At 56.0% G+C, this 22186-nt stretch carries 13 protein-coding genes and 1 tRNA gene; 7 read left to right on the top strand and 7 right to left on the bottom strand.

Going from position 1 to position 22186, the window contains the following annotated elements; genetic code table 11:
* Window positions 1–54 precede the first annotated feature (54 nt).
* Both EC9_RS03700 and EC9_RS03690 read right to left on the bottom strand, forming a co-directional pair.
* The gene (locus tag EC9_RS03700; protein ID WP_145342478.1) at window positions 55–1065 is read right to left on the bottom strand and encodes a right-handed parallel beta-helix repeat-containing protein; all 1011 of its coding nucleotides are present in this window, start codon (window positions 1063–1065) and stop codon (window positions 55–57) included.
* Window positions 1066–1338: 273 nt separating this feature from the next.
* Window positions 1339–1557 carry a hypothetical protein gene (locus tag EC9_RS03690; protein ID WP_145342474.1) on the bottom strand — a complete coding sequence of 73 codons (219 nt, stop codon included), beginning with the start codon at window positions 1555–1557 and terminating at the stop codon, window positions 1339–1341.
* 337 nt (window positions 1558–1894) lie between these two features.
* Between EC9_RS03690 and EC9_RS03685 the strand changes: the two genes are divergently transcribed.
* Window positions 1895–2986 carry an ATP-binding protein gene (locus EC9_RS03685; RefSeq protein WP_145342472.1) on the top strand — a complete coding sequence of 364 codons (1092 nt, stop codon included), beginning with the start codon at window positions 1895–1897 and terminating at the stop codon, window positions 2984–2986.
* 66 nt (window positions 2987–3052) lie between these two features.
* Here the strand turns inward: EC9_RS03685 and EC9_RS03680 are convergent, their stop codons facing one another.
* Window positions 3053–3610, bottom strand: a complete 558-nt coding sequence (locus EC9_RS03680; protein WP_145342470.1) for a hypothetical protein — start codon at window positions 3608–3610, stop codon at window positions 3053–3055.
* A gap of 352 nt (window positions 3611–3962) precedes the next feature.
* On the opposite strand from EC9_RS03680, the gene EC9_RS03675 reads away from it, so the two are divergent.
* Window positions 3963–4451 (top strand): DUF2062 domain-containing protein, encoded by a 489-nt coding sequence (locus EC9_RS03675; RefSeq protein ID WP_218934565.1) that lies wholly within the window; start codon window positions 3963–3965, stop codon window positions 4449–4451.
* Here the strand turns inward: EC9_RS03675 and EC9_RS03670 are convergent.
* Together EC9_RS03670 and EC9_RS03665 are read right to left on the bottom strand one after the other, a co-directional pair.
* A complete protein-coding gene (locus EC9_RS03670; protein ID WP_145342466.1) occupies window positions 4412–4690 on the bottom strand; it encodes a hypothetical protein in 279 nt (92 codons plus the stop codon). The genes EC9_RS03675 and EC9_RS03670 overlap by 40 nt on opposite strands.
* Window positions 4691–4853: 163 nt before the next feature.
* Window positions 4854–5462, bottom strand: coding sequence for a 5-formyltetrahydrofolate cyclo-ligase (locus EC9_RS03665; protein WP_145342464.1), 609 nt, complete (start codon window positions 5460–5462; stop codon window positions 4854–4856).
* 207 nt (window positions 5463–5669) lie between these two features.
* Here EC9_RS03665 and EC9_RS03660 point away from each other — a divergent pair, with 207 nt between their 5' ends.
* On the top strand, window positions 5670–5957 hold the full coding sequence (locus tag EC9_RS03660; RefSeq protein WP_145342462.1) for a hypothetical protein: 288 nt from the start codon (window positions 5670–5672) through the stop codon (window positions 5955–5957).
* A gap of 94 nt (window positions 5958–6051) precedes the next feature.
* Window positions 6052–7182, top strand: a complete 1131-nt coding sequence (gene carA / locus EC9_RS03655; protein ID WP_145342460.1) for a glutamine-hydrolyzing carbamoyl-phosphate synthase small subunit — start codon at window positions 6052–6054, stop codon at window positions 7180–7182.
* Here carA and EC9_RS03650 read toward each other — a convergent pair.
* On the bottom strand, window positions 7164–7856 hold the full coding sequence (locus EC9_RS03650) for a hypothetical protein (protein WP_145342458.1): 693 nt from the start codon (window positions 7854–7856) through the stop codon (window positions 7164–7166). The genes carA and EC9_RS03650 overlap by 19 nt on opposite strands.
* Window positions 7857–8317: 461 nt before the next feature.
* Here EC9_RS03650 and EC9_RS03645 point away from each other — a divergent pair.
* Both EC9_RS03645 and EC9_RS03640 read left to right on the top strand, forming a co-directional pair.
* Window positions 8318–8406 (top strand) — tRNA-Ser (locus EC9_RS03645).
* Between the two features lie 273 nt (window positions 8407–8679).
* Complete coding sequence (locus tag EC9_RS03640) at window positions 8680–9885, top strand: thioredoxin family protein (RefSeq protein WP_145342455.1); 1206 nt, start codon at window positions 8680–8682, stop codon at window positions 9883–9885.
* A 103-nt stretch (window positions 9886–9988) separates the two neighbouring features.
* Here the strand turns inward: EC9_RS03640 and EC9_RS03635 are convergent, their stop codons facing one another.
* The gene (locus EC9_RS03635) at window positions 9989–10267 is read right to left on the bottom strand and encodes a hypothetical protein (RefSeq protein WP_145342453.1); all 279 of its coding nucleotides are present in this window, start codon (window positions 10265–10267) and stop codon (window positions 9989–9991) included.
* A gap of 593 nt (window positions 10268–10860) precedes the next feature.
* Between EC9_RS03635 and EC9_RS03630 the strand changes: the two genes are divergently transcribed.
* Window positions 10861–21702 carry a choice-of-anchor Q domain-containing protein gene (locus tag EC9_RS03630; RefSeq protein WP_145342451.1) on the top strand — a complete coding sequence of 3614 codons (10842 nt, stop codon included), beginning with the start codon at window positions 10861–10863 and terminating at the stop codon, window positions 21700–21702.
* Window positions 21703–22186 lie beyond the last annotated feature (484 nt).

Raw genomic sequence — 22186 nt, 5'->3', positions numbered from 1 at the left:
CATTCCACTTCACCCGAATTCGACACGACGGTTCACGCTGTTGTTACACCATTGCTATTCGTGTCTGTTGCCACTGGTTTCCAATCTCTTTGCACCCGGCGACGGCGGCGGACACAGGGAATCAACATCGTCTTGAGCAAAAGCCCACGCGGGCAGTCGTTCCCCGTTGTAGGTTTCCAACAGTCGATTGTTTCGGAACTGGTTGTTCCACGAAGGACATTCCGGCGTGGGCTTCGAACAATCATTGCGTGGGTTGTCGTCGTCGTTGCGACGGTGGTCACAGTACCACTGAGAATACGCTGCAGCGATCCCCGCGCGGATGAACGTGTTTTCATTGACAATGTTGTTGTTTGATGCATCGCGAACGCGAACCGGATCACCGCAGCAATCCTGGAATCGGTTGCGAAGAATTTGATTCCCCGACGAATGGTGCGCGATATAGATTGCGTGCAGCAGCCCGTACCGGCTCGACCTCGTGATGTTCACGAAATGATTGTTGACGATCGAGTTGTCTTTGGAATTGACGAGTCGCACTGCGGCGGTCGAGCCCTCACCAACATCTGTGAACATACATCCGTATATCGAGTTGCCGCGATTACACGTTCCCACCGCATTCCGGTTCCCGTTCAGCGAGATCGCTGTCGCGTAACCCGTGACGTGGATGTACTGGAAGTTCAGCCCCGTCTGCTGCCCCAAAGAGTGGTCGAGGTGGAACCAAGTTCCGCGATTCTCAACACCATCGAAAACCGGCCGCACCTTGTCGCCAGAGCGGGGCATGAAAGTGATCGAGTGCTCCGGCATCGTGAATGTCCAGCGAATGCTCTGCCTGCGGTAGGTGCCGGGACCAATCCGAACCTCCGCGTCTCGGTTATTGTCGGCAAGCGTCGACTTCAAGATCTGCTGCACCCGCTGGAGCGTCAAGACAGGCGTGTCAACAGTCAAACCGTCGTTGGCATCCGATCCCGCAGGATCCATCAGCACAATAAACGGCGACTGAGCGTATCCCAGACGCGCGAACCCAAGGATCAGAACGGAAGCGACAAGCAATAAGCGTAGATACATCATGTTGTTGTTTTAACTTTTTGGCATAACCGAAATTGATGCTCGACTTAAAAAGGCTCGATCGGCGGCTCCGCGTTCACGCCATCGTTCTGAGGCATTAAATGTGCCGGACGGCTATTTTGCTAGCGAAATCAAAGGTGTCAGCAATTCGCTTGAATCGCAAGCCGGGGTGGGATGGATCAGCCAGGAATTGCCGGTAGGCATCGCGAGTTTGCTTTTGGAGGTGCTGAGGTAGGGAAGCGAAGCAATCGCGAAAACGTCGGGGCGTTAACGATTTCAAAGTTCATCTGGAACGAGTGGTTGAGCGTCGCCACCGTCCTTCTCCTGCAGCGTCTCCGAAGCAAGTGATGCCAGCAAAGCAGGTGATTTTGCAAAAGTAGCGTCCCATGCGTTGTCTGCCGCGATTTCGCCGAGCAGCCATTTCGCAAGTGCGTCTTGCTGTTGAGGAGGCAGTTTTGATGCGTGCTCAAACGCTTTTTCAAGCAAATCAGTCATGATTTGGTTCTCCAGTCAGCATCTTAGCTCGTCACAGCTCGTGCGGCAAAACTGGCTCTCGTCATCCGCAGGGCTAAGCACGGTTTCAAACTGGAGCGTCTCAGGAAATGGTAACCCGACGCGTAAGCGAGGAATTCAGACCGTGCCTCGCTGACGCGTCGGGTTACCAAGCGTACCTAAACACAAACAGTGATTTGCCCTGCCACCGACAATCCCCGGACGTGCAAGCGGGTGCGGTTTGGCTTAAACTAGCCGATCGGCGACTCGGCCTTTTTCTGCAGTGCCGCGTCGACCGTCGAACCATTTTCCCGCCCGAATTCTGTTGTGTAAGAATCGAATGTCCAATCCGTTGACCGTTGTTATCTCGCAGGGGCAGAGTCGCAATCCACAGAAACGTGGACTCGAACAGACAGTTGCCCAACAGGCTGCGGAGATCGACGGGGTCAGCGTGCTGTTAATTCCGCATCTGTACGATCTCGCCGCGACCGGAGAAAGCCTGGCGACGCTGCGTTCGATCCCGGGGGACATCGTCGTTTTGTCATGGGTATATGAACGGGCAGCCCATTGGATCTTGGATCGCAATGGGGTCCGTGGCCAAGTTGGCGAGGTGATGTTAGTCCGCGAGGAGGATGACGATCAGGCGAGCGAAGAGGAAGATCCCCAGGAGAACGAAAAGGAACGTGTCGCCGAACTTGTGCCGCGCCCCGCTCGAATGATCTACGGACTCGACTTCCGCGTTACCGAATCGGCCGATCTAATCGTCACCGAACTGCAGCGGATCGCCTCGCTCCCTCGAACCACCGAGAAATCGGCCGCCGCGAGATTTGCTCAACCGACCAACACGACCTCGCTGCGATTGGCTGGCGATGCCGATTCGGACGACAACATGCTCGCTGCAGCCCCAAAAACCAACGGGCACACGGCCGAACCGGCGTTGTTTGGGATCGGTGCGGTGACCAAGATCGACGAATCGCCCAGCCGTCGCTGGTATCCGGTAATCGATTTCAGCCGCTGCACCAACTGCATGGAGTGCATCGATTTCTGCTTGTTTGGCGTTTACGGCGTCGATACTGTCGAAACGATCCTTGTCGAACAGCCCGATAACTGTCGCAAGGGCTGCCCGGCCTGCAGCCGCGTCTGTCCCGAGAATGCGATTATCTTCCCGCAGCACAAATCGCCTGGGATCGCCGGGGCGCCGGTCGAAGCGGGGGGCTTGAAGATCGATCTATCGAAGCTGTTCGGCGCGCCCGATGCCGATGAAGATCCGATCGCGACGGCAGCTCGCGAACGGGATGAACAGCTGCTGTTGGCTGGTCGAGCCACCGTCGGATTGGAGGTGGGCATTCCAAAACGCCAAACCGATTCGGCCGACAAACCGAAAGACGACCTGGACAACCTGTTGGATGAACTGGACGGGCTGGACCTGTAGCAGGCCGGCTCCAACAAAAAAGCCCCAGACGAACTGGGGCTTATTGTACTTCGACAGGCGGAATGCCTAATTCGTGCCGGTGTTATCCGACTGCAGCTTCGGTGCGACCATCTGCTCGCGACGCTTGCGACTCAGCTGAGCATTCCACTCACCCGATGCCATCGTAGGAACTTTTGCGGTGACATACACCTGAGGCGGCACGCCGACGGTGGCTAGCCCAGCCAACGCTTCTTCGACCGACGCCACGCGCCGCTGCGTATCTTCCGGCGTAGCCGCCTGCAGCACATAGATATGACGATGATTCGCAGGCGTCTGAGTGGCGATCCATTGAACGCGGTTGCGGCCGACGGCGGTCAGAATCGAATCGTCGGGGCGGAAAACCTCGTGGCTGAGCGTATTGTGCAACCGCCAGCCGTTGTTGGCCATCGTCTCGAAGGGACCTCGCACCTTGTAGGCGTCGTGCTCTAAGAACGGTTGCGGCCAGGATTGATTGCGCAAATAGTCGATCTTGCAGTTGTGCATCGCAACTTTCTTGTGATGCCAAAAGGAATCCCAATCAGCCGTTGCGGTGGTGGCCATTCCAACGATGATGGAGGCCAGCAGAAGTTTTCGCGAAGCTTGCATGATGGGAAGGCTCCTTGCCTAGAGACTTTCGAATTCTAAAGGCTCGTAATTACGTTGGATCGGCCACGGGATCGAAAGATCCCACACACCTGGATTCCGAGTTCACATCCCCCAGGCCAGACTTAGGTTGGCGTGGTATCGATGCGGTATTCTCAGGTATCGGCCGATGGAAGCCCGCAGCTTTGCCGTCGCGTTTGTTCGCGACATTCGCTGCCTGATACGCACAACCGCTACTATTTGCCGGGTCGACATCGTGTCATCGCTATATCAAACTATCGAAGCTCCCACCGCCCCCTCCGCCGCTGCTTGGTACCTTCGCATGCATCGTTACGCGAAACGACAAACCTTTCGAATGTGGATTCGCATTCGTCGCTTTGTCATGCACAACATCCTGCATGCCGACGACCCGCCCCATCCGCTGGCACTCGGGGTTGCGATCGGATTATTCGTCACCTTTACCCCGACGATCGGGCTGCAGATGCTGCTGGTGATGTTCCTCGCCTGGGCCTTGCGGGCCAACAAATTGGTCGGTCTTCCGATCGTTTGGCTCAGCAATCCCGCGACGTTTGTGCCGATCTATCTCCCCTGTTACCAGGTCGGACGGCTGCTGTTGGGCAGCGAACCTAAAGGCCGCGATTGGTGGCATGGCTTGCAACATCCCCCCACAGGATTCTTGAACAAGACCGAATTCTATTGGACCAGAATCTGGGAGATTATCGGCCCCCTGACGGTCGGCTGCTTGGTCGTCGCCAGTATTGTCGCGGTGCTCGGATACTGCCTCGCTTATTCGGTGATCTACACCTATCGAATGAAACGCTTTGGGGCGATCACCCCGCCGTAATCGTTAGATGCAGGGAAGTCGAAACCAATCCTCCCAGCAGCGGAAGCCTCCAACGGACGCATTGGGCCGAACAATTCGTGCAGATGCGCGAAGCTCTTCCCCAGCCGCCCGTCATAATTCCCGGCGGCGATTCGGATCAATTCGGGCGTCTCGGCACTCCCCGCTTCACAATCGCACATGATCGTGATGCAGGAGGTGTCCCGCGACTGCGTTAACACAATGCCGCAACCATTTTTCATCGTGAGCGGTGATCCATACGCGCCATAGTTCCCGCGAAAGCCCTCGGCGTACGTATCCCCAACAATCGACTTCCGGTCCGGCATGGAATGCATCTCGGGAAACAGAGGGGGCAAAAAGGGAGCCCAAACGCCGGACGAGCCTTTCGTAGCAGGCGTCGCGACGTTATTCGGCGCGGCCGCGACCGGGATAGACCGCATCTTCGGTGACGACAAAATCCATCGAGATATCGTGGCCGGCGACAGGGATTTCGGGGAACATTTGGCATTCGAAGGCCAGCGAAATCAGCGGCGTATCGGCGCGAGCGTGTTCGAGCAATTTGTCGTAATACCCTTTGCCATGCCCGGTTCGCCCCCCGCTGCGATCAAAAGCGACGCCCGGCACGATCACCAGATCCAGTTCGGCAACCTCGCCCCGCTTGCTGGCTAGTTCCCGCAAATCGGTTCGCGGTTCGAGGATCTTGTACATCCCGACTTCCAGTTCGTCCATCGATTCGAGATGGAACAGCTTTAGATCGCCATCGACGCAAAACGGCACGACGATCTTTTTGCCCGACGCCAGCGCGTCGGGCAATGCGTGTCGCGTGCGAACTTCGTCGCGAACGTCGACGTAATACATCACCACCGCGGCGCTTTGGTACTGCGGCATCCGATGCAACCGATCGGTGATCCGCTGACTGACCACTTCCTTGGCCGCTTGCTCCTTGCGATTGGCGTGAGCTTGCTTGCGAATCGCGTCCTTGCGTTGGGCGATCTCGTTTTCAGGCAACGTCATGCCTCTCCACTCCTGTGGTTTGCTTGCGTCGATATCTCCTACCACTGTAGGGCTTTACGCCCATCTAACCAGGAGTTCGATGCGGGGGCGAGGGAGAGTGTTTCCAACCGCGGAGCAAAAAATTGCAGCTCCATTGGCTTTGGACTACGATAAAGCGACCCCGTGGTTTCTGATTGACACAATCTTCGAAGTAATGGCGATTTAGCGATGATTTGGTTTTACGGTTGGTGTGCTCTGATCGCTTCGATTGTTCTTGCGGTACCGATCGCGGCTCTGTTGGAAAAACGAGCTGAAGCGGGACCGTCGACGCGAGGCAGCAAAAAATCGGCAGAGGAAGAGGGCGAACTGATCGAAGAGGCCGAGCCGATCGATGAAGCGGAGGAAGCCGAATTCGTCGACGACGCGGAAGTCGCTGAGGAGGCGGAGTTTGTTGGCGAGGCCGAAGAGGTGGTCGAATTTGGCGATCCCGCCGACGATTTCGAACAGCTTCGCTGATCGGCAACCTGTTTCACCACCTTGTCGCAGTGGGGAAAAGGCTATACGTTTCAATGAGAACGCAGCCGCAAAACATCACCCCCAAGCAAGCTTTATGAACACGCGAGCCCCTGCAAAACTGGCACTGGAAGATGGCACTGTCTACACCGGCATTTCGGTCGGTGCGGCGGGCGAAGTCGATGGCGAAGTCGTCTTCAACACCGCAATGACCGGGTATCAAGAAATCTTGACCGACCCAAGCTACCGCGGCCAGATCGTCACGATGACCAGTCCCGAGATCGGCAATTACGGGATCAACGATGACGACCGCGAACATCAGGAGCCTCGGTTGTCGGGATTTGTGATCCGCGAATCGAGCCGCGTCTACAGCAACTATCGCGCTCAAGGCGGCCTAACCGAATATCTGCAAAAACATGGCGTCGTCGCGATCGCCGAGATCGACACCCGGGCTTTGGTCCGCCGCATCCGAGATCTCGGAGCGATGAAGGGAATTCTGTCGACGACCGATCTGGACGATGCCAGCTTGGTTGCCAAGGCGAAGGCTTCTCCTGGACTGGTCGGCCGCGACCTGGTCTGCGAAGTGATGCCGAAATCGGTCGAAACCTGGTCGGTTCGCTTGGACGAATGGACCGACGCTTCGACCCCCGATTCGGGTGCCCATATCGTCTGCCTCGACTTTGGCATGAAATGGAACATCCCGCGACACTTGCATTCCCGCGGCAATCGCGTGACCATCGTCCCCGGTTCGACCACCGCCGACGAAATTTTGGGCATGGAACCCGACGGAATCTTTTTGTCCAACGGCCCTGGCGATCCCGAACCGCTCGAGTACGCGCAACAAACGATTCGCCAGCTGATCGGCAAGAAACCGATCTTCGGAATCTGCCTGGGACACCAATTGCTGTCGCTGGCATGTGGCGCGAAAGCGTTCAAGTTGAAGTTTGGGCATCGTGGAGTCAATCAACCGGTCTTGGATCTAACCACCGGGAAGATCGAAATCACCACGCAGAACCATGGCTTTGCGATCGAGCAATCGTCGCTGCCCGACTGCTTGGAAGTGACCCACATGAATCTGAACGACGATACCGTTGCGGGCGTTCGGCACCGCCAACACGATGCGTTTAGCGTCCAATACCACCCCGAGGCTTCGTCGGGTCCCCACGACAGCCACTATCTATTCGATCGCTTCCAAGAATCGATCTCTTCTCAACCCGCCGGCTCATAAACGAAGAACCGTTTGCGAGCCCGCGGCTGCGGCGGCGGGGAAGCTTGGTAATTCGGCGTCGGTTCGACCGACGCTCCGCTGCCGGCCGCTGCCGCCGCTTCACCGAACTGTCGCGAACCCGCTTGATGGATTCGCATCCCGGTTGCCGCGGGGCCGTTGCCGTTTGGCGTGGGCGAACCATTCCATGACAGCGACCCGCGGGTCGCTTCGGCTGGCGTTGCCAACGGCTGCCTGGCAATCTCTTCGACCTGCAATCCGGTCTGCGGCTGCACGTACTTCAACGGCAGATCGATGTTCCAATCCTTCGAGCGGTTGGCGATGTCCATCGGATCGGGACTTGCGTTCCGAGTGGCATCGGGGATCAACGCCGTCGGTTGCACCAACGCTTCGGCAAACGGGCGTCGGGACTGAGGAAGTTCCGGAAACGCTGCGGTTTCGCTGCCGGAATCCGTTCGCGGCGTGAGTCCGTCGGCGGCATAAGCCACCTCGGAAAGGTTCAACCCCGACAGATCGCCGGCATCGACATCAATCTCCTCAAGCGGCGAAATCAACGACGCGACCTGAGACCGCTCTAACGGTGGTGGCTCAAGCTCTTCGTGGCTTGTTTTGCGAAATGGAAGTGCCGCCAGGATGCCTAGCGACAAGACAAACAGTGAAGCCAATAAAGATCGCACAGAATTTCCAGGGATTAAAAGCAACGCCTGTTCAAGACAGACTCGGTTTTGCCATTTCATCCATGAAACGTTGGGGGCTTCCCGCGATAAGAACAGATCGAACAGCAGGTAGACGATCCTGCAACCGATCATCAAAAAAGTTCAGCAATCCTCCGCCAGCACCGCCGCTTATCGGGGTTGGGTAAATTCGGGGGTTCCACCGCGCCGGCGCGCGACAACTTTTCAGCACCAAACGACAGCTCGCTGCAGCGCCGACGCGGGGCCATTGCGCCGAACCGATCGCCCCCATTTCGACTCGCATTCCCGCCGCGAACGTGCGTGAAGATGTGCCGAAAAACGAATTGCGAATTTGCGAACCAAGATCGGCCACAGATGGGTTGCATAAAGTGGACAGATTCGCAAGAATTACGCGACTGATGAAACGGCGATCATCCGATACAAAGTTTCAGCATTGGTTAGTAGGAGCGGTGGCTGAGTGGTCGAAAGCGCCGGTTTGCTAAATCGGTGATCCGGGCAACTGGATCCGCAGGTTCGAATCCTGTCCGCTCCGCTTCTAACCACTTCTTATCGATCTCAACGCCCCAATTCATCTCGAGATTGGTGTGGCGGCACATTCGGCATAATTGATACTTTTCGTTCAAGAAGTTCAATCGGCACCGCCGAATACCCATCATGGCGTCGGAATATCCACAACGAGTCGTTGTGTTGTGCTTCGCCGAACCACACCCAATGTCACCTCGCGTGAACGATCGATTGTTCCGGCAATCTCTCATTCAGGACTGTTCCTGAATCACAAGAAGGTGACGAAAAGCGAGGGATCGCGATGCGTATCGCATTGTTGTTAACTGCTCTGTTTGTATTCGCCGCCACTGTCCGAGCGGAGATTCCTTGGAACGCCGACCTCAAGGTCGCCCACCAGCAAGCGCAAGCCGAGGGGAAGCTATTGCTTGTCCACTTCGAAAGCGACAACTGCGTCTGGTGCGACCGCCTGGAAGCGGGGGCGTTCCAAAGCCCCGACGTTGCCGCCGTGATCCAACAGGCCTACGTGCCCGTGAAGATCAACGCCAGCAAAAACAAGAAGCTTGCCGAATACTTTAAGGTCAATCGATTCCCGACCGATGTCGTCGTCGACGCCTCCGGCGCAGTCCACTCCCACAGCGTCAGCCCCCAAGCTCCGCTGCAGTACATCACCATGCTGCAAGAAGCCGCGACCAAGGGGGGCCACCCGATCGGAGCTCCTGCCGCGAACATCGCACAGCAACAACAAGCCCCGGCACAAGCGGCGCTGCAATCGCCCGCGATCGCAGCCCAAATGCCTGCGACACCGCCGACGGCAGCCGCCCCGGCGGGCCAACCGCAACAAGCCGTTGCAGGCAACGCCCCACCAGCCGGTGGCGGATATGCATTGCCCCCATCGGCAGCCGGAAACGTCGCCGCCAACGCGCCGTCGAACCAGTTCCAACTGCCCAGCCATTCACCACTGCAAGCGCCGCCAGTGACTCCGGTCTCCGCCGCGATCTCGATGCCGCCGTCGAAACCGATTCACCAGAATGATGGTGGGGCCGCATCGATCGCAGCTAACGAATTTGCCACCAACCCAACTCCAGAACCTGCGAGCCAAGCGGCTGCAACGACACCAAGCCCGTCGGCGGCACCTCCGCTGGCAATGGACGGCTATTGCCCCGTCGCAATCTTGGAGGAAACTCGCTGGGTCAGCGGCGACAAGCAATTCGGTGCGATCCACCTTGGCAAACTGTACCTGTTCAGCAGCGATCAGGCTCAAACCAAATTCCTCGCCGACCCGGAGAAATACACTCCGGCCCTGGGAGGCATGGACGTCGTACGGTTCTTTGAAAACCAAGAACAACTCGAAGGCAACCGTGAATTCGGCCTGCACCACCAAGGCCAGCTGTACTTCTTCACCAGCGAGGACTCACTGAAGCGGTTCTTCCAATCGCCCGAATCCTACAGCGTGAAAGCTCAAGACGTGATGCACCAAGCGATGAGCCAAGTGCGACAACTTCACTAAACAGCTTCCTCAGGACAGGGCTGCTCTATCAGCCGTCCGCACATTGCTATCGATGTGCACTAGAGCGAATGCCAATGCCGCGACCGATAATGGTCGCGGCGTCTCAGGGCGATGAAGCACCGTCGGCCGACAGTTCGTTGCGATCCGAATCGGGAACAGCAAACGACGGCCGCGCGTCGCGAAGGATCGCTACCGCAAGGGCCAGCAGCAAAACCGTCGCCCCCCAATAAAAAAGGCGCACTCCACGAGCGCCATAGCGTCGGTGAACCTTGCTCGCCACGCCCAGCTTGTCCGCACCAGGCAAATACCCCAACGCAGCGAGCAACGTGGCGATGGAAAGCAGGATTGTCACCGATCCTACAAAGATCTGATCGCCCGACATAAATGCACCTCGCTTGCGCCTTGGCTCGGCCAACAAATACCCCTTGCCGGACTCATCTCTCCAAGCATTCGAGCCAAGATACTACGTCGCTAGCGACCGCAACAGACCGCGACGCCCGATGCGCAGGGTTAGCAAGTGTTTGTGAACCGGCGAAGTAGCCGTGCCACGCCATCACGTGCTGGCTGACACCTCAAATTGAAACACTGCTTCACCCTACAGTTGCAAGATCTTCACGCTGAAATGCCGTCCCCACACCTCGATGCACATGTGCACAAATCGCACGCCCAACTATTCGATATGTGAACAAATGCCGATCTATCCCGAAAGAGTTTGGGTAGTTCTTCAGGGTTAGTCCAAGTTCACACGTAGGTTGCGCCCCCCCACACAGTAATATCTATGCACTGTGCGGTCGGGAATGAAGCAATTGCATTTTGATGAAGCGTGCCAAGCCTTTCTGGCCGCGTTAAGCATAGCCCCGCCCCCCTGTGGTATTTCCCACCTGCCGCCCAATGCAAAGGCGAGGCGTCCCATCGATCTGTTCCTCTTGCAATCGATTCTTGGCGAACACTGAACAATAAAGAAAGAACCATTCGATGCGTCCTCGAAATTTCCTGTTCCGCAAGACTTCCGAAAAGCGAATCCGATCCAACCTTGCAAGCCGTCGTCGTCGACTGTTGGTCGAAGCATTTGAACCGCGTCGATTGCTGACCGCTTACACCGTAACCACGCTGGAAGACATTGTTGCCGAGGATGGATTGATAAGTCTGCGTGAAGCGATTACTGCGGCAAACGACGACGCGGCGGTGGGCGATGCCGAGGCGGGAAGCGGCGCCGATTCGATTGTTTTTTCGGCTGACGTGTTTCCGTTTACCCAGCTTGGGATCTCGATCTTCGAGACGCTGCGGCTGCCGGGCGGCGAGATTTCCATCACAGACGACTTGAGCATACGTGGGCCAGGTCGAGATGCGATACATGTTTCCGGAGACAATTCGACCTCCTTTTTCAATATCGCAGGCGGTGTGAACGTTTCGATTTCCGACCTGACGTTCACCAATGGACGCTCCGATTCCGGCGGTGCCTTTACGGTTGCTGGCACCTTGAATCTTGATGATGTGGCGATCATCAACAGCAGCGCCAATGCTGGTGGTGCGATCGACGTGTTGGCAGCCGGCACGTTGAAGGTTGAAAACAGCCTGTTCAGAAACAACAGTGCCGACGCGGGAGATGGTGGTGCGATCCGCAGCTTGGGTTCGGTCACTGTCGAGTCGACGCGAATGGAGGATAACCTCGCACGGGTGGGCGATGGTGGCGCGATTTTTGCGCAGGGCATCCTGAGTGTTAAGCAAGGTGTGTTTTATACCAACGAAGCGGAAGATGGCGGAGCGATCTGGCACACCGGCGGGCTTGCGTCGGTGGCGACGTCGGAGTTTCGATCCAATGAATCTCGCAACGATGGTGCCGGGATCTATTCCAACGCGGCCGCCGATACGAATCTGGAGCTTGCGAACTCGACACTGATCCTCAATACCGCGGGACGCACCGGCGGCGGTCTGTTTGTCGGCACCGGTGCGACGACGACTGTCACGTCATCAAAATTTCAACTCAACACAGCGACTGCGGGCAGCGGTGGTGGAATGGCGGTGTTCGGTCAAGCCGACGTAATCGATTCATCCATTTTGCTTAACAATGCACGAGCCAATGGCGGTGGATTGATTCTTAGTGGTGCTTCGGCCAAAGCGAAGTTTGTTGATTCGGCGATCAGCGAGAACGCCAGCGACAACTCCGGGGGTGGTGCGTATGTCTTTGCTGGACTGTTGGACGTTCAAGATTCGCAAATCATGTCCAACACAGGCCACACCGGCGCAGGCGGTCTGTTCATTGACAGGGCCGACCTGAAGATGCAAACAACCACGGTTGGAGCCAACATTGCATCGCAGTCGTCACTTGCCAACATCGAAAATTTTGGTGGTGGTATCGCCATCCGTCCTGGCGTCAACACGCGGACTCGCGTCGAATCTTCGGCAATCGTCGACAATACGGCAGACGATGGTGGAGGCATCTTCATTTTGTCGCCTCTGAATTCGACCGATGGCTCCGAATTGGCGCTGGTGACAATCGGCAACACGACGGTTTCGGGGAATCACGCGAGGAGCGACATTGGTGGAATCGTGATCGATCCGGCAACGAAACAGCAGCTCTATGTCGAGATTGTTCATTCGTCGATTGTTGGCAACACAGCCGCAGACGTCCAGGGAGGCTTGTTTTCGTCAACAGGCGCGTTTCGATTGGATCGATCGATTTTGGTCGACAACGCCGACGTTTCGATTCTTCCTGGTTTCGATCTGACGATCGGTGCGATGGATTATCGACCAGTTTCCAATCTGATCGAATCGCACAACGACCTCAGTTCGCTTCCTGTGGACCAACAGACCTGGTTTGATTCCGCGCCAGGGGCCCCCGATCCCGCGACCGAACCATTGATCAATCGAGTGACCGGTAGCAGCGATCACGGCGTCTTGGCGCGAGCCTTCAATGGTGGGGCAACCGTGTCGCATGGACTGGCACCCACAAGTCCGGCACTCAACAATGCATCGGTGCGGGGAACCGATCCCAACGACGCGCGTGCGGCCACAAGATACCTGACCGATCAACGGGGCGAAAAACGAACCGGTACGGGGACTGGATCGGCGGCGGACATCGGTGCGTTTGAAGCGAACGTCATACTCAGTTCGACCGATTTCAAATGGTCCGACCAAAGCAGCCAGTTCTCCAGTGCAGATGCTTTCATCTTTGGAGCCGGCTTTAACCTGTCTCCTCAGTCTGCCCAGGAACAAGCCAGTGGCGGCCGACTGTCGGAACCCGAGTTCCTTGGATTTGAATTCGATACCGGCCAACGTTCGTTCGGTAAAGACTTCGGAATTGTGAGTGCCGAGGTAACGTATGGCGTGAGCGGACGTTTTGGTATCGAGTACGGATACTATGTCAATGCTGGCTCGGTCGATCTCAGCTACGACGGAAACGTCGACTACAGTATCGTCCGAGATCAGGCGACCGGAGGCTACATTGTTGGCACCGAACTGAACATCGACGACGGCCTGCTATACACGATTTCGCCAACATTTGGTGCGTACGCCGATCTGATCATGGAGATGGATTTAAATTTCGAAGGCAAAGGATGCATCTCCGTCATCAGAGAGAGCTGTTTCGAGAGCGCACTGCCCCCGATAAATATAGACCAATCGGTTCCTCTGTTCTCGGTCAATAAACCCGTCGTTGACGATGACGGTTATGTTGTCTTCAAAGAGGTTGGCGAAGGGAACTTCGTACCCGAATTGGACGGCAACATTGCATACATCGGCACAAGCATCAAAGACAATTTCAATATCGCCGACGATCTTGTCAATGAAATCAAGGGGCATCAGAACGACGCGACCAAGGCAGAGATCGACAAGAAGAAAGCAGAGACTGATCTCAAGAATGCCAAGACTTCTGCGGAACGCAACGCGGCAAAGGGACGAATTGTAGCCGCCGATACCGCCGCAGCCACTGCAAAAGCTGCTGCTGACGATAGTTCAAAAACGACTTCGTCCAAGAGTAAAATCAGCGCCAAGTCGCTGATCGGCGTTGATTTCGGACAAACCGACGGACAGCTCGGGGGCGAGGTTACGTTAACCGTTAACGAACCGGCCGGCATTTTGGGGAAACGCGTTGGATCCATGGCGCTGACACTGCCCGACATTCGGTTGGTCGATGACAAACCAGAATCGGCAGAGAACAGTTTTGAGTTGTCGGCAACAACCGACGACTTTCTGGCAGGATCCGACGCCGAGGCGGATCGACAGCTTGCCAAGCTGAGTGTCGATATCGCCGGCGTGATCGGACCGATGGTGGGGATTCCCGCAGGTGAATTCAACATCGGCTTGGGAAGTTTCCTATCGGCCTCGTTAACAACGATCTCCTACAACATCGAACCCAAACTGAAGATCAACCAAGATATTTCGGCAAAACCGATCTGGCGCGACACAGCATCTTTTGCGTTCAATCAAGATGTGCTTGTTGAGGTGAACGGGCAACGCGCAACCTCGCCTAGTGGTGATGGAATCTTCACGACGACGGAGGTTTTCTCATTCACGCCGGGCGACACGATCAAGATCCTGCCAGTTTCAGGCGGCGAGTTCGCAGAGGATTTGGAAGTCACCCCCGCGCTTCAACTCGGGGCGAGTATTTCCAATGACATTGGACTTGATATCGACGTCGATGGAGTACTTGAAGCGCTGAAGCTAGGCTTCACGTTGTTTGGCAATAGCTTGCCAACAATCGGCCCATTGATTCGGCACGAGCACGACATCGTCGATGTCGAACTCGGTTCGATCTTCGACACAACGTTCACTCGCGACGCGAAGTCGGTTGAGTTCCAGTTGCCTGCTGGCCAAGGGAGCGTTCCCAAGTTGATGCTTGAAAAATTTACGGCTGCCGCTGGGGAGGCCGGTTCCGGGCAATCGATCGACACGCCGTTGTTCCTGAGCGACACAGCAACCACCGTCCTGGCTCAGGACATTTCGCCTGATGGCCTCGTCTACGTCGCCGTTCCACTGGAACGCTTGAACGAATTTGTGACGGAACTGCAGATCCGTGTCACGGAAAACCAGATCAATTCGATCGGGGTATTCCAGAATGGCTTGCTGGGCGATGCCGATGGAACTGCGTTGGAACTGGAGTCGGGGCGTTTGGAATCTTTCGCCCCGGCAACCTCCATCGGTTTGTCGAACATCGGTAAAGCCGACTTGATCAACGATGGCAAATTCGCGTTGGTTGTCTTGCAAGTGCAAAACCCATCGTCATCGGTAACGCTGTCGGCGACACCGATCGATTCGATTGCGATCTCAAATCCTAACGCGCTGGCAGAGTTCTTGAGAACCGAAGGATTTAACGACGCAGCGATCGAGCAATCGAACCTCGAGTTCATTGCCAACGACGGGGCGATCGATATCGATGGCAATGGGGTCGTACTGGCTAGCAGCGATGGGCAACTGATCGTTCGATACTTGCAGGGCTTGCGTGGCGATGCGTTGATCGAAAATGTGATTGGAAAAGACGCAACGCGTACCGACGCAGCAACGATCGAAGCGTACTTTGTAACGTTGCTCGGTGAACCGGCCGCTGCACTGATAGGGCCGCTAACCCGATTGCAGGCCGAAGGCGAATTGACAGCGGCACAATCCCGATTGGATGTGGATGGCAATGGGTTCTTGGAAGCCGAGTTTGATGGAGTCTTGATTCAGCGTTCGATGGGCGGATTTCAAGGCAACGCGTTGATCGCAGGTGCGCTGGGTGTTGGAGCCACAAGAACCGATCCCGTGGAAATCATGAACTTCATCGATGGGTTCCGCGATACTTTGGGTGACGTCGATTTCGATTCGGTTGAGCAGTACTTGGGTGAAGAGGCTGGATTCCTCGGCTTCGAGGGTGCTTTCAAGGTTCAACCCGGCGCTGTCGACGGATCATCGCCATTCAACCCGATTCGATTTAATACCGTCGGCAATTCTGGATTTCGCCTGACGCCCGCAACGTTTGGTGAAACGGTCAGCTATGAAACCGCTTATTTGATCGATGCAGCGGATCCAGATATTCGCTATGAACTGTCGAAGTCCGCCGATCTAACACCAACGCGTGCCGGAACCTCGCTGGTCAGTGGCGATATTCCCGCTGGCCAACTGCGAGATCTTACGGGCCCCAACAACAGCGGACGCGACCGCGTTGCCTTGGAGACCACCCAAGGACAATTGGGGGTCGATGAATCAATCTGGCTGGAGCTGCCAGATCGGTTGGGATATCAGTTCGAAGCGTCCGCAGGTCACACCTTCACGGAACTTGAATTCGACACGAACGCTGGCGATGGCGAGCTGTTTTTCCATGAAGATCCGGGCATCGTGGGTGTCGACGAAAACTGTCTGGGATGCGATCAGTTCGATGAATTCGCAGACTATGACGTGTTTGTCCCCGCAACGAATCAGTGGTTTGCGTTTTCGATGGACGCCGGGTTTGTCTTCCCACAACCGGTGACTCAATTCCTGCTGTACGCGCGCGATTTGGTCGATCCTTCGATCAGTTCCACCTTATTGAATAACGCCCAAGCGATCACCCAACGGATCGGATTCCGATTCGCCGGTCCCGACTCATCCGCTCCTACCATCGATGGCTTGTCGATAGGGGATCGCTTAACGAGTGTGGTGCCGGATCAGATCTTTGCCAGCGAAACCGCCACGGCACCAACAACATTCAAGATTGTTCGAAATGGAACTGATCCGGTCGTGACATCGACCATCGGCAACGCCGCTCCACAAACCGAACGATTACGTTCGCAGCGGGCTGAAGATGTATTGGGGCTTGTTCCGTCGGGCGACTCCTTTCCGCTAGCCAGTTTACGCAGTGCGACGTTCTCAGGATCAGAGGACTTTGGCGACACACTGGTTGTCGACCATCGAGCGGGCGCTGTCTTTCCAACCATCGGATTCGCAGGCGATTTTGATCCCAATGGTGAAACGGGAACTGGCGATGTTTTGAAGATCATTGGCGATGGCGTGTTTGTCGATATCACGGACTTTGAAGCGTATCAAATCCTCGATGTCGAGGTCGTTGATATTCGCGAAGGGGGATCGAACACGCTGTTCTTGGACGGTGGTTCGATCCATGACAATAGTGCCCGTGATGCGGAAGGAAACACAGCATTGATCGTCATGGCGGATGCCGATGACTTAGTCGACAAGGGTCCCGGTTGGGTCCAGCTTGCCGATCAACAACTGACGGTCCAAGGGAATTCATTCACGTTCAACGTCTACTCACAATTTGGTGTCTTGCTCAAGATCTCGAACATTAATGGGCCGCCACAGGCCGCCGCACCGGCAATCGCGCCGCCGATCTTTCAGAACCTAGCCGGCACGAATGCCGAAGGCGAACTGATCGTCGCGACGTCGGAAGAATTCACCCCCACGCAAGCGGTCACCGTCACGCCCCAAGTGACGCAAGTGGAGGCATTGGACACGATCAGCCTTGATGTGTCCTATGCTGTCCTGGACCCGTCCGAAGCGCTGCCCAATTCGTTGCACCTATTGATTCATTATGACAGTTCACGATTGTCCTTTACGGGGCAACGCGATCTGCTAGCCGACGGGCTGCTGGTCGTTGGTGATATGTTCGAAACGAATCCTGACGACAATGGTGCCACCGATCGCATGATCAATGTCATCTGGACCAAGGATCAAGGTGTTTGGCCGACCAATGGAGCAACGCTAGCCGATTTGTTGAAATTGGATTTCGATGTGCTCGGCGAGGTCGGTGAAACAACCGTCACGGTGACTGGATTCGCATCGGCAGATTACGAATTTTCCGGCAACGAAATCGTGATCGATGTCCTACCCAAGAACTTTGTGGTCGATCTTGCGACGGACGAGGACGATGGCAATGTTACCGCGGGAGACGTCAGCCTTCGCGAGGCGTTGCAACTGGCAGGCAACGCAGGCGTGGCATCGATCGTCACGTTCGATCCTGCACTTGCAGGCGTTGAACTGATCTTGACCGAAGGACCGTTGGTGCCTGCTGGTGAAGTCACGCTCGCAGGTCTCGGCGCCGACAAGACAATCATCAGCGGCAACAATGTCCAGCAGATCATGACGATCGCTGAAGATGTTTCCGTTACATTGCAAGACCTTGCTCTGATCAACGGAGCAACCGCTCCAAATTCATTCATGGGCGGTGCTGCGATTGATAACAATGGTGCTTTGCGAATTGAACGAACCTGGTTGAACAACAATAACGCGGATGGTAATGGCGGCGCTATCGCAAATGGCTCACAATCCGACGTCTACATTATTGACTCGACGATCAGTAATAATTCCGCCACATCCTTTGGCGGTGCGATTCAACACTTCGGCACAAGGATGTTCATCTCGGGATCAACGATCTCGGGGAACCGCACCCGAGCTGTTGGATTAGGTTCTGGCGGAGCGATCGCAGTTCTGGGTGGAGCACTTGCGATCGATCGATCCACGATCACCGGTAATTCGTTGCCAGGCGGTGGAGTCGGTGCTGGTATTGCCAACGGATTTGCAGCCCGCGGCGCAAATGAAATTTTGCTGACGAACAGTGTCGTTGCTGGCAACTTCATCTCCGACAACCCAAACTCGCTAGAATTCGATGAATCGCTATTCGAAGATATTGGTGGTGTCTTCAGCCCCGCAAGCTTGAACAATTTCATCGGTTCGGACGCCTTGTTCGATACGATGATCGACGACGGTATCAACGGCAATCGCGTGGGGACTGCCGAAGCGCCACTAGATCCGATGCTCGGCTCGCTGCAAATCAATGGCGGCAGTCTGCCAACGCACCTTCCGCTGGCGGGAAGTCCACTGATCGATGCGGCTTCACGCATTACAATTTGGGAAGATTCGGTCAACGCCAGCGAACCACAACACTGGTGGCGTCTGGCCGAACAACTTGGTGAACAGACGGCTATCGCAACCGTTGGTGGCCTCGATGGCTTGTACATCGGTCAGGACGCGAACTTCGAAGACTTTTCGAAAGGAGTCCCCGCTGGCGTGGTAGGTCGAAGTTTCGATACGGCAATTGAATTCGGTGCTGGCAGCATCAACGAGACTTCAGCCGGATTCATCGAAGTGACGCCCAGTGGCGATCCGGCCGCAGACGTCTTGCCCGCCGAAGCGTTCAGCATCGAAGCGTGGATATTCAATGCCCGCGCCTTTGACGATGGCGGATCGATCATTTCCGCCGGTATCGATGACCTTGGTTCCGAAGCGGGATGGGCGCTGTCACAATTCCAAAACGGCATCGAATTCCGAGTGACAACGACCGATGGAACGGTACGCGTTGTTGCCGACAACACGAACTCCGTGTTTGAGAATGACATCTGGACGCACGTGACGGCGACTTACGACGGCGCCAATGCAAAACTGTACATCGCTTCCCACGAAGCCGTCTCCGTGCCGTTGACCGGGCCCATCGATTATCCCGCGGTTGGAACGGGTGGTGGAGTTGTGATCGGTGCCAAACGGGACGCCAACACCTTCATTCAATACGATGGTGTCATCGACGAAGTGATCATTTACGATCATGCGTTAAGTCAACAAGAGATCACGCGACACGCATCGAGCCAGTTTGGTGCTGCGGTTGGCATACCGTCTAGCGACCAACGCGGCTTCAGCCGCAAAGCGGGCGACGCGACAGATATCGGTTCGGTAGAAGTTGGTCCCGAGCCTGGTTTCCGCGTTTTGGAAGGTCCTTCGTCATCGGTCACCGAAGGGGGCGCAAGTGCTTCGTTTGGCGTAGTCCTTGACGCACCACCGGCCAAATCGGTAACGATCCGTGTCGAGCGAAGCGCGATCAATTCGGCAAGCGATAAAAACGGTGCCAGTGGCGAAGCGGGAGCTCCTTTGGCTCGCAGCGAGTTCGAAGCCGAAGCCATCTTCCAGGAATTTATCTTCACTCCCTTCAACTGGAATCAACCGCAAACGGTGCGCATCGATCCGGTCGATGATGCGCGCGTCGATGGCACGCGTGAGGTTTCGTTTGGCGTGTCGATCGATCAACAGAAATCGGATGTCGCGTTCAGTAATCTCGCGAAACAGTTTGTCACAATTGAAGCGATCGACAACGAGGTGGCTGGCTTTACCGTCGTCGAATCCGACGGGTTCTCGCGCACAACCGAAGCAGGCGGGCGCGATACACTGACGATCACATTAAACGGGCAGCCCAGTGGATCGGTTATTATTGACATTGCATCCGCCAATCCCCGCGAGGTTGCCGTCGAAACGCAATCGGTGACGTTCACGCCGACGAATTGGAACATTCCGAAAACCGTGACCGTTGTCGGTGTCGACGACGATCAAAACGATGGCGACCAATCGGTGGACGTTTCATTCAGCGTCAATGCAGGGCAATCGCATGCTGCCTTTGCCAACGTGCCGGTGCAAACGATTGCGGTCATCAATGCCAATGTCGCTGAGCTCGACTTCGGCGATGCACCCACAGCCGCTCAATCGGGCTTCGCCGCGGATTATCCAGTGACACTAGCACAAAACGGCGCACGGCACTCGGTCGGGTTGTTGTTCCTTGGCAGCGGTGTCGATGCGGAAGCCAACGGATTGCCCAGCCTGAATTCCGATGGAGACGACAACAACGGTTCAGCGGACGAGGATGGGGTCTTTGTCGTTGCTGATATGGTTGCCGTCACAGGGTCTTCCACGACCAGCAGCTTCAGCGTGACAGCATCCGCCGTTGGCAAGCTGGATGCCTGGATCGACTTCAATCAAGATGGAGACTGGAACGATTCGGGGGAGCAGATCTTCATCGCTCGCAATGTTGTCGCCGGTCAAAACTTGTTCAGCTTCACGGTTCCGGCTGGCGTATCGGCAGGTGATACAGGTGCTCGTTTTCGGCTCAGTTCTACAGGCGGGCTGGCACCTACCGGCGCGGCCTCCGATGGTGAAGTCGAAGATTATATCGCGACGATCCTCGATGGCGATGCAGCCGGCGGTGCCGATATTTCCATCGAGCCTCCAACGGCAGGCACCATCGATATTACCAACGAAGGTTCTGACATCGTATTCCGCCGTGGTGCGATCGACCTGTTCAAAGCGCCGGGCAACAAGGTTCGCACCGCAAACATCGTCGGCACCGATGGGGACGATACGATCAACCTGTCGAATGTCGATGCGATCTTTGCAGGCACGATCCGCAGTGATGGTGCCGATGGAAATGACCGCCTGAATCTGACAGGTGAGAACCAAGACATCGACCTAACGCTGCTAGCCAACGATGCCATTGGCGGCTTCGAAACAATCGATATTCGTGGCGAGGGAGCGAATCGGTTGTCGCTCAGTCGATCCAATGTGCTAAGCATGGCAATCGCCGACGATGAGTTGACGATTTTAATGGATCCAGACGATCGCCTGGATACCAACAACGATGGGTTCTCGGTGACGGCAACGGAAGTTGTCGATGGGGTCTTCGGCACAATCGCCACCAGCGGATCGGCGACACTAAAGATTCATGGTGCTGGCTGGACGAATCCCTTAAATCGAAATGACGTCAACGCTTCGGGAACGGTTACGCCTCTGGATGCACTGGTGATCCTGAACGAACTGGCCCGCCGATCCGTTCTGGTTGCGCAAAGCTCCGTCTTAATCGACCCATCGACAGTCAATCCTCATCCGTTGAAGTTCTACGATACGACAGGCGACGGCTTGCTTGCGCCACTCGACGCATTGCGTGTCTTGAATTTCTTGAATCGTGGATCGGCCGTGGGCGAAGCCCCCTTTGCCATCCTTCCACCACCGACAGTTACCGAAAGCAAGGACGACAACGACGAAGAACAATGGCTTCTCATTGAACCCGAGACGCTGACTGGTGATCAGGACTGACACAAATTGGCTTCAACTACCTCTTTGTGGGCGTTTCGATTCGAGTGAAGGCAACGGTTCGAGAATGAAGCACTCTGCGACGAGCATTGGTGTCTGGCGAATATCCAGCGGGCAAGGCAGTCCGTTGTTCGATTTATTTCACGCACCAATGCGGCTCATCGAGGTTTGCGAAAAGCAGCGTCGCCGCCCTCGCGTCCAGAATGCGTCATGACCACTCCGATTTGCCAGATCCACGTAAGTCTATCGACCACCGCCTCGACACGTCGTCTGCCACAGCGACTTTAACTAGCACTTGCTCGGGTCAGCTGGAAATAGTGACCTCATTGTCGATCCGAATCGCGTGCTGGAGATGGCAAGAAGGAAGCACTCGCGTTTCAATCCACGCGTCCGCGAAGGACAAAACGGTATCGCCACCGAAAAGGAACGTTTCAAATAATTGATTCCGGCTCCCAGGGACAGCCTGGCACCAGGGCGTTGAGCGAAG

It is taken from the genome of Rosistilla ulvae (assembly GCF_007741475.1).
Taxonomy (GTDB): Bacteria; Planctomycetota; Planctomycetia; order Pirellulales; family Pirellulaceae; genus Rosistilla; species Rosistilla ulvae.
The sequence above is the reverse complement of the archived record's forward strand: the minus strand, read 5'-3'. Positions and strand labels throughout refer to the sequence as shown.

Bases quoted from the DNA above. Each gene is read 5' to 3' on its own strand.
- EC9_RS03700 (WP_145342478.1), bottom strand. From the start codon at position 1,065: ATGATGTATCTACGCTTATTGCTTGTCGCTTCCGTTCTGATCCTTGGG.
- EC9_RS03690 (WP_145342474.1), bottom strand. From the start codon at position 1,557: ATGACTGATTTGCTTGAAAAAGCGTTTGAGCACGCATCAAAACTGCCT.
- EC9_RS03685 (WP_145342472.1), top strand. From the start codon at position 1,895: ATGTCCAATCCGTTGACCGTTGTTATCTCGCAGGGGCAGAGTCGCAAT.
- EC9_RS03680 (WP_145342470.1), bottom strand. From the start codon at position 3,610: ATGCAAGCTTCGCGAAAACTTCTGCTGGCCTCCATCATCGTTGGAATG.
- EC9_RS03675 (WP_218934565.1), top strand. From the start codon at position 3,963: ATGTGGATTCGCATTCGTCGCTTTGTCATGCACAACATCCTGCATGCC.
- EC9_RS03670 (WP_145342466.1), bottom strand. From the start codon at position 4,690: ATGAAAAATGGTTGCGGCATTGTGTTAACGCAGTCGCGGGACACCTCC.
- EC9_RS03665 (WP_145342464.1), bottom strand. From the start codon at position 5,462: ATGACGTTGCCTGAAAACGAGATCGCCCAACGCAAGGACGCGATTCGC.
- EC9_RS03660 (WP_145342462.1), top strand. From the start codon at position 5,670: ATGATTTGGTTTTACGGTTGGTGTGCTCTGATCGCTTCGATTGTTCTT.
- carA (WP_145342460.1), top strand. From the start codon at position 6,052: ATGAACACGCGAGCCCCTGCAAAACTGGCACTGGAAGATGGCACTGTC.
- EC9_RS03640 (WP_145342455.1), top strand. From the start codon at position 8,680: ATGCGTATCGCATTGTTGTTAACTGCTCTGTTTGTATTCGCCGCCACT.
- EC9_RS03635 (WP_145342453.1), bottom strand. From the start codon at position 10,267: ATGTCGGGCGATCAGATCTTTGTAGGATCGGTGACAATCCTGCTTTCC.
- EC9_RS03630 (WP_145342451.1), top strand. From the start codon at position 10,861: ATGCGTCCTCGAAATTTCCTGTTCCGCAAGACTTCCGAAAAGCGAATC.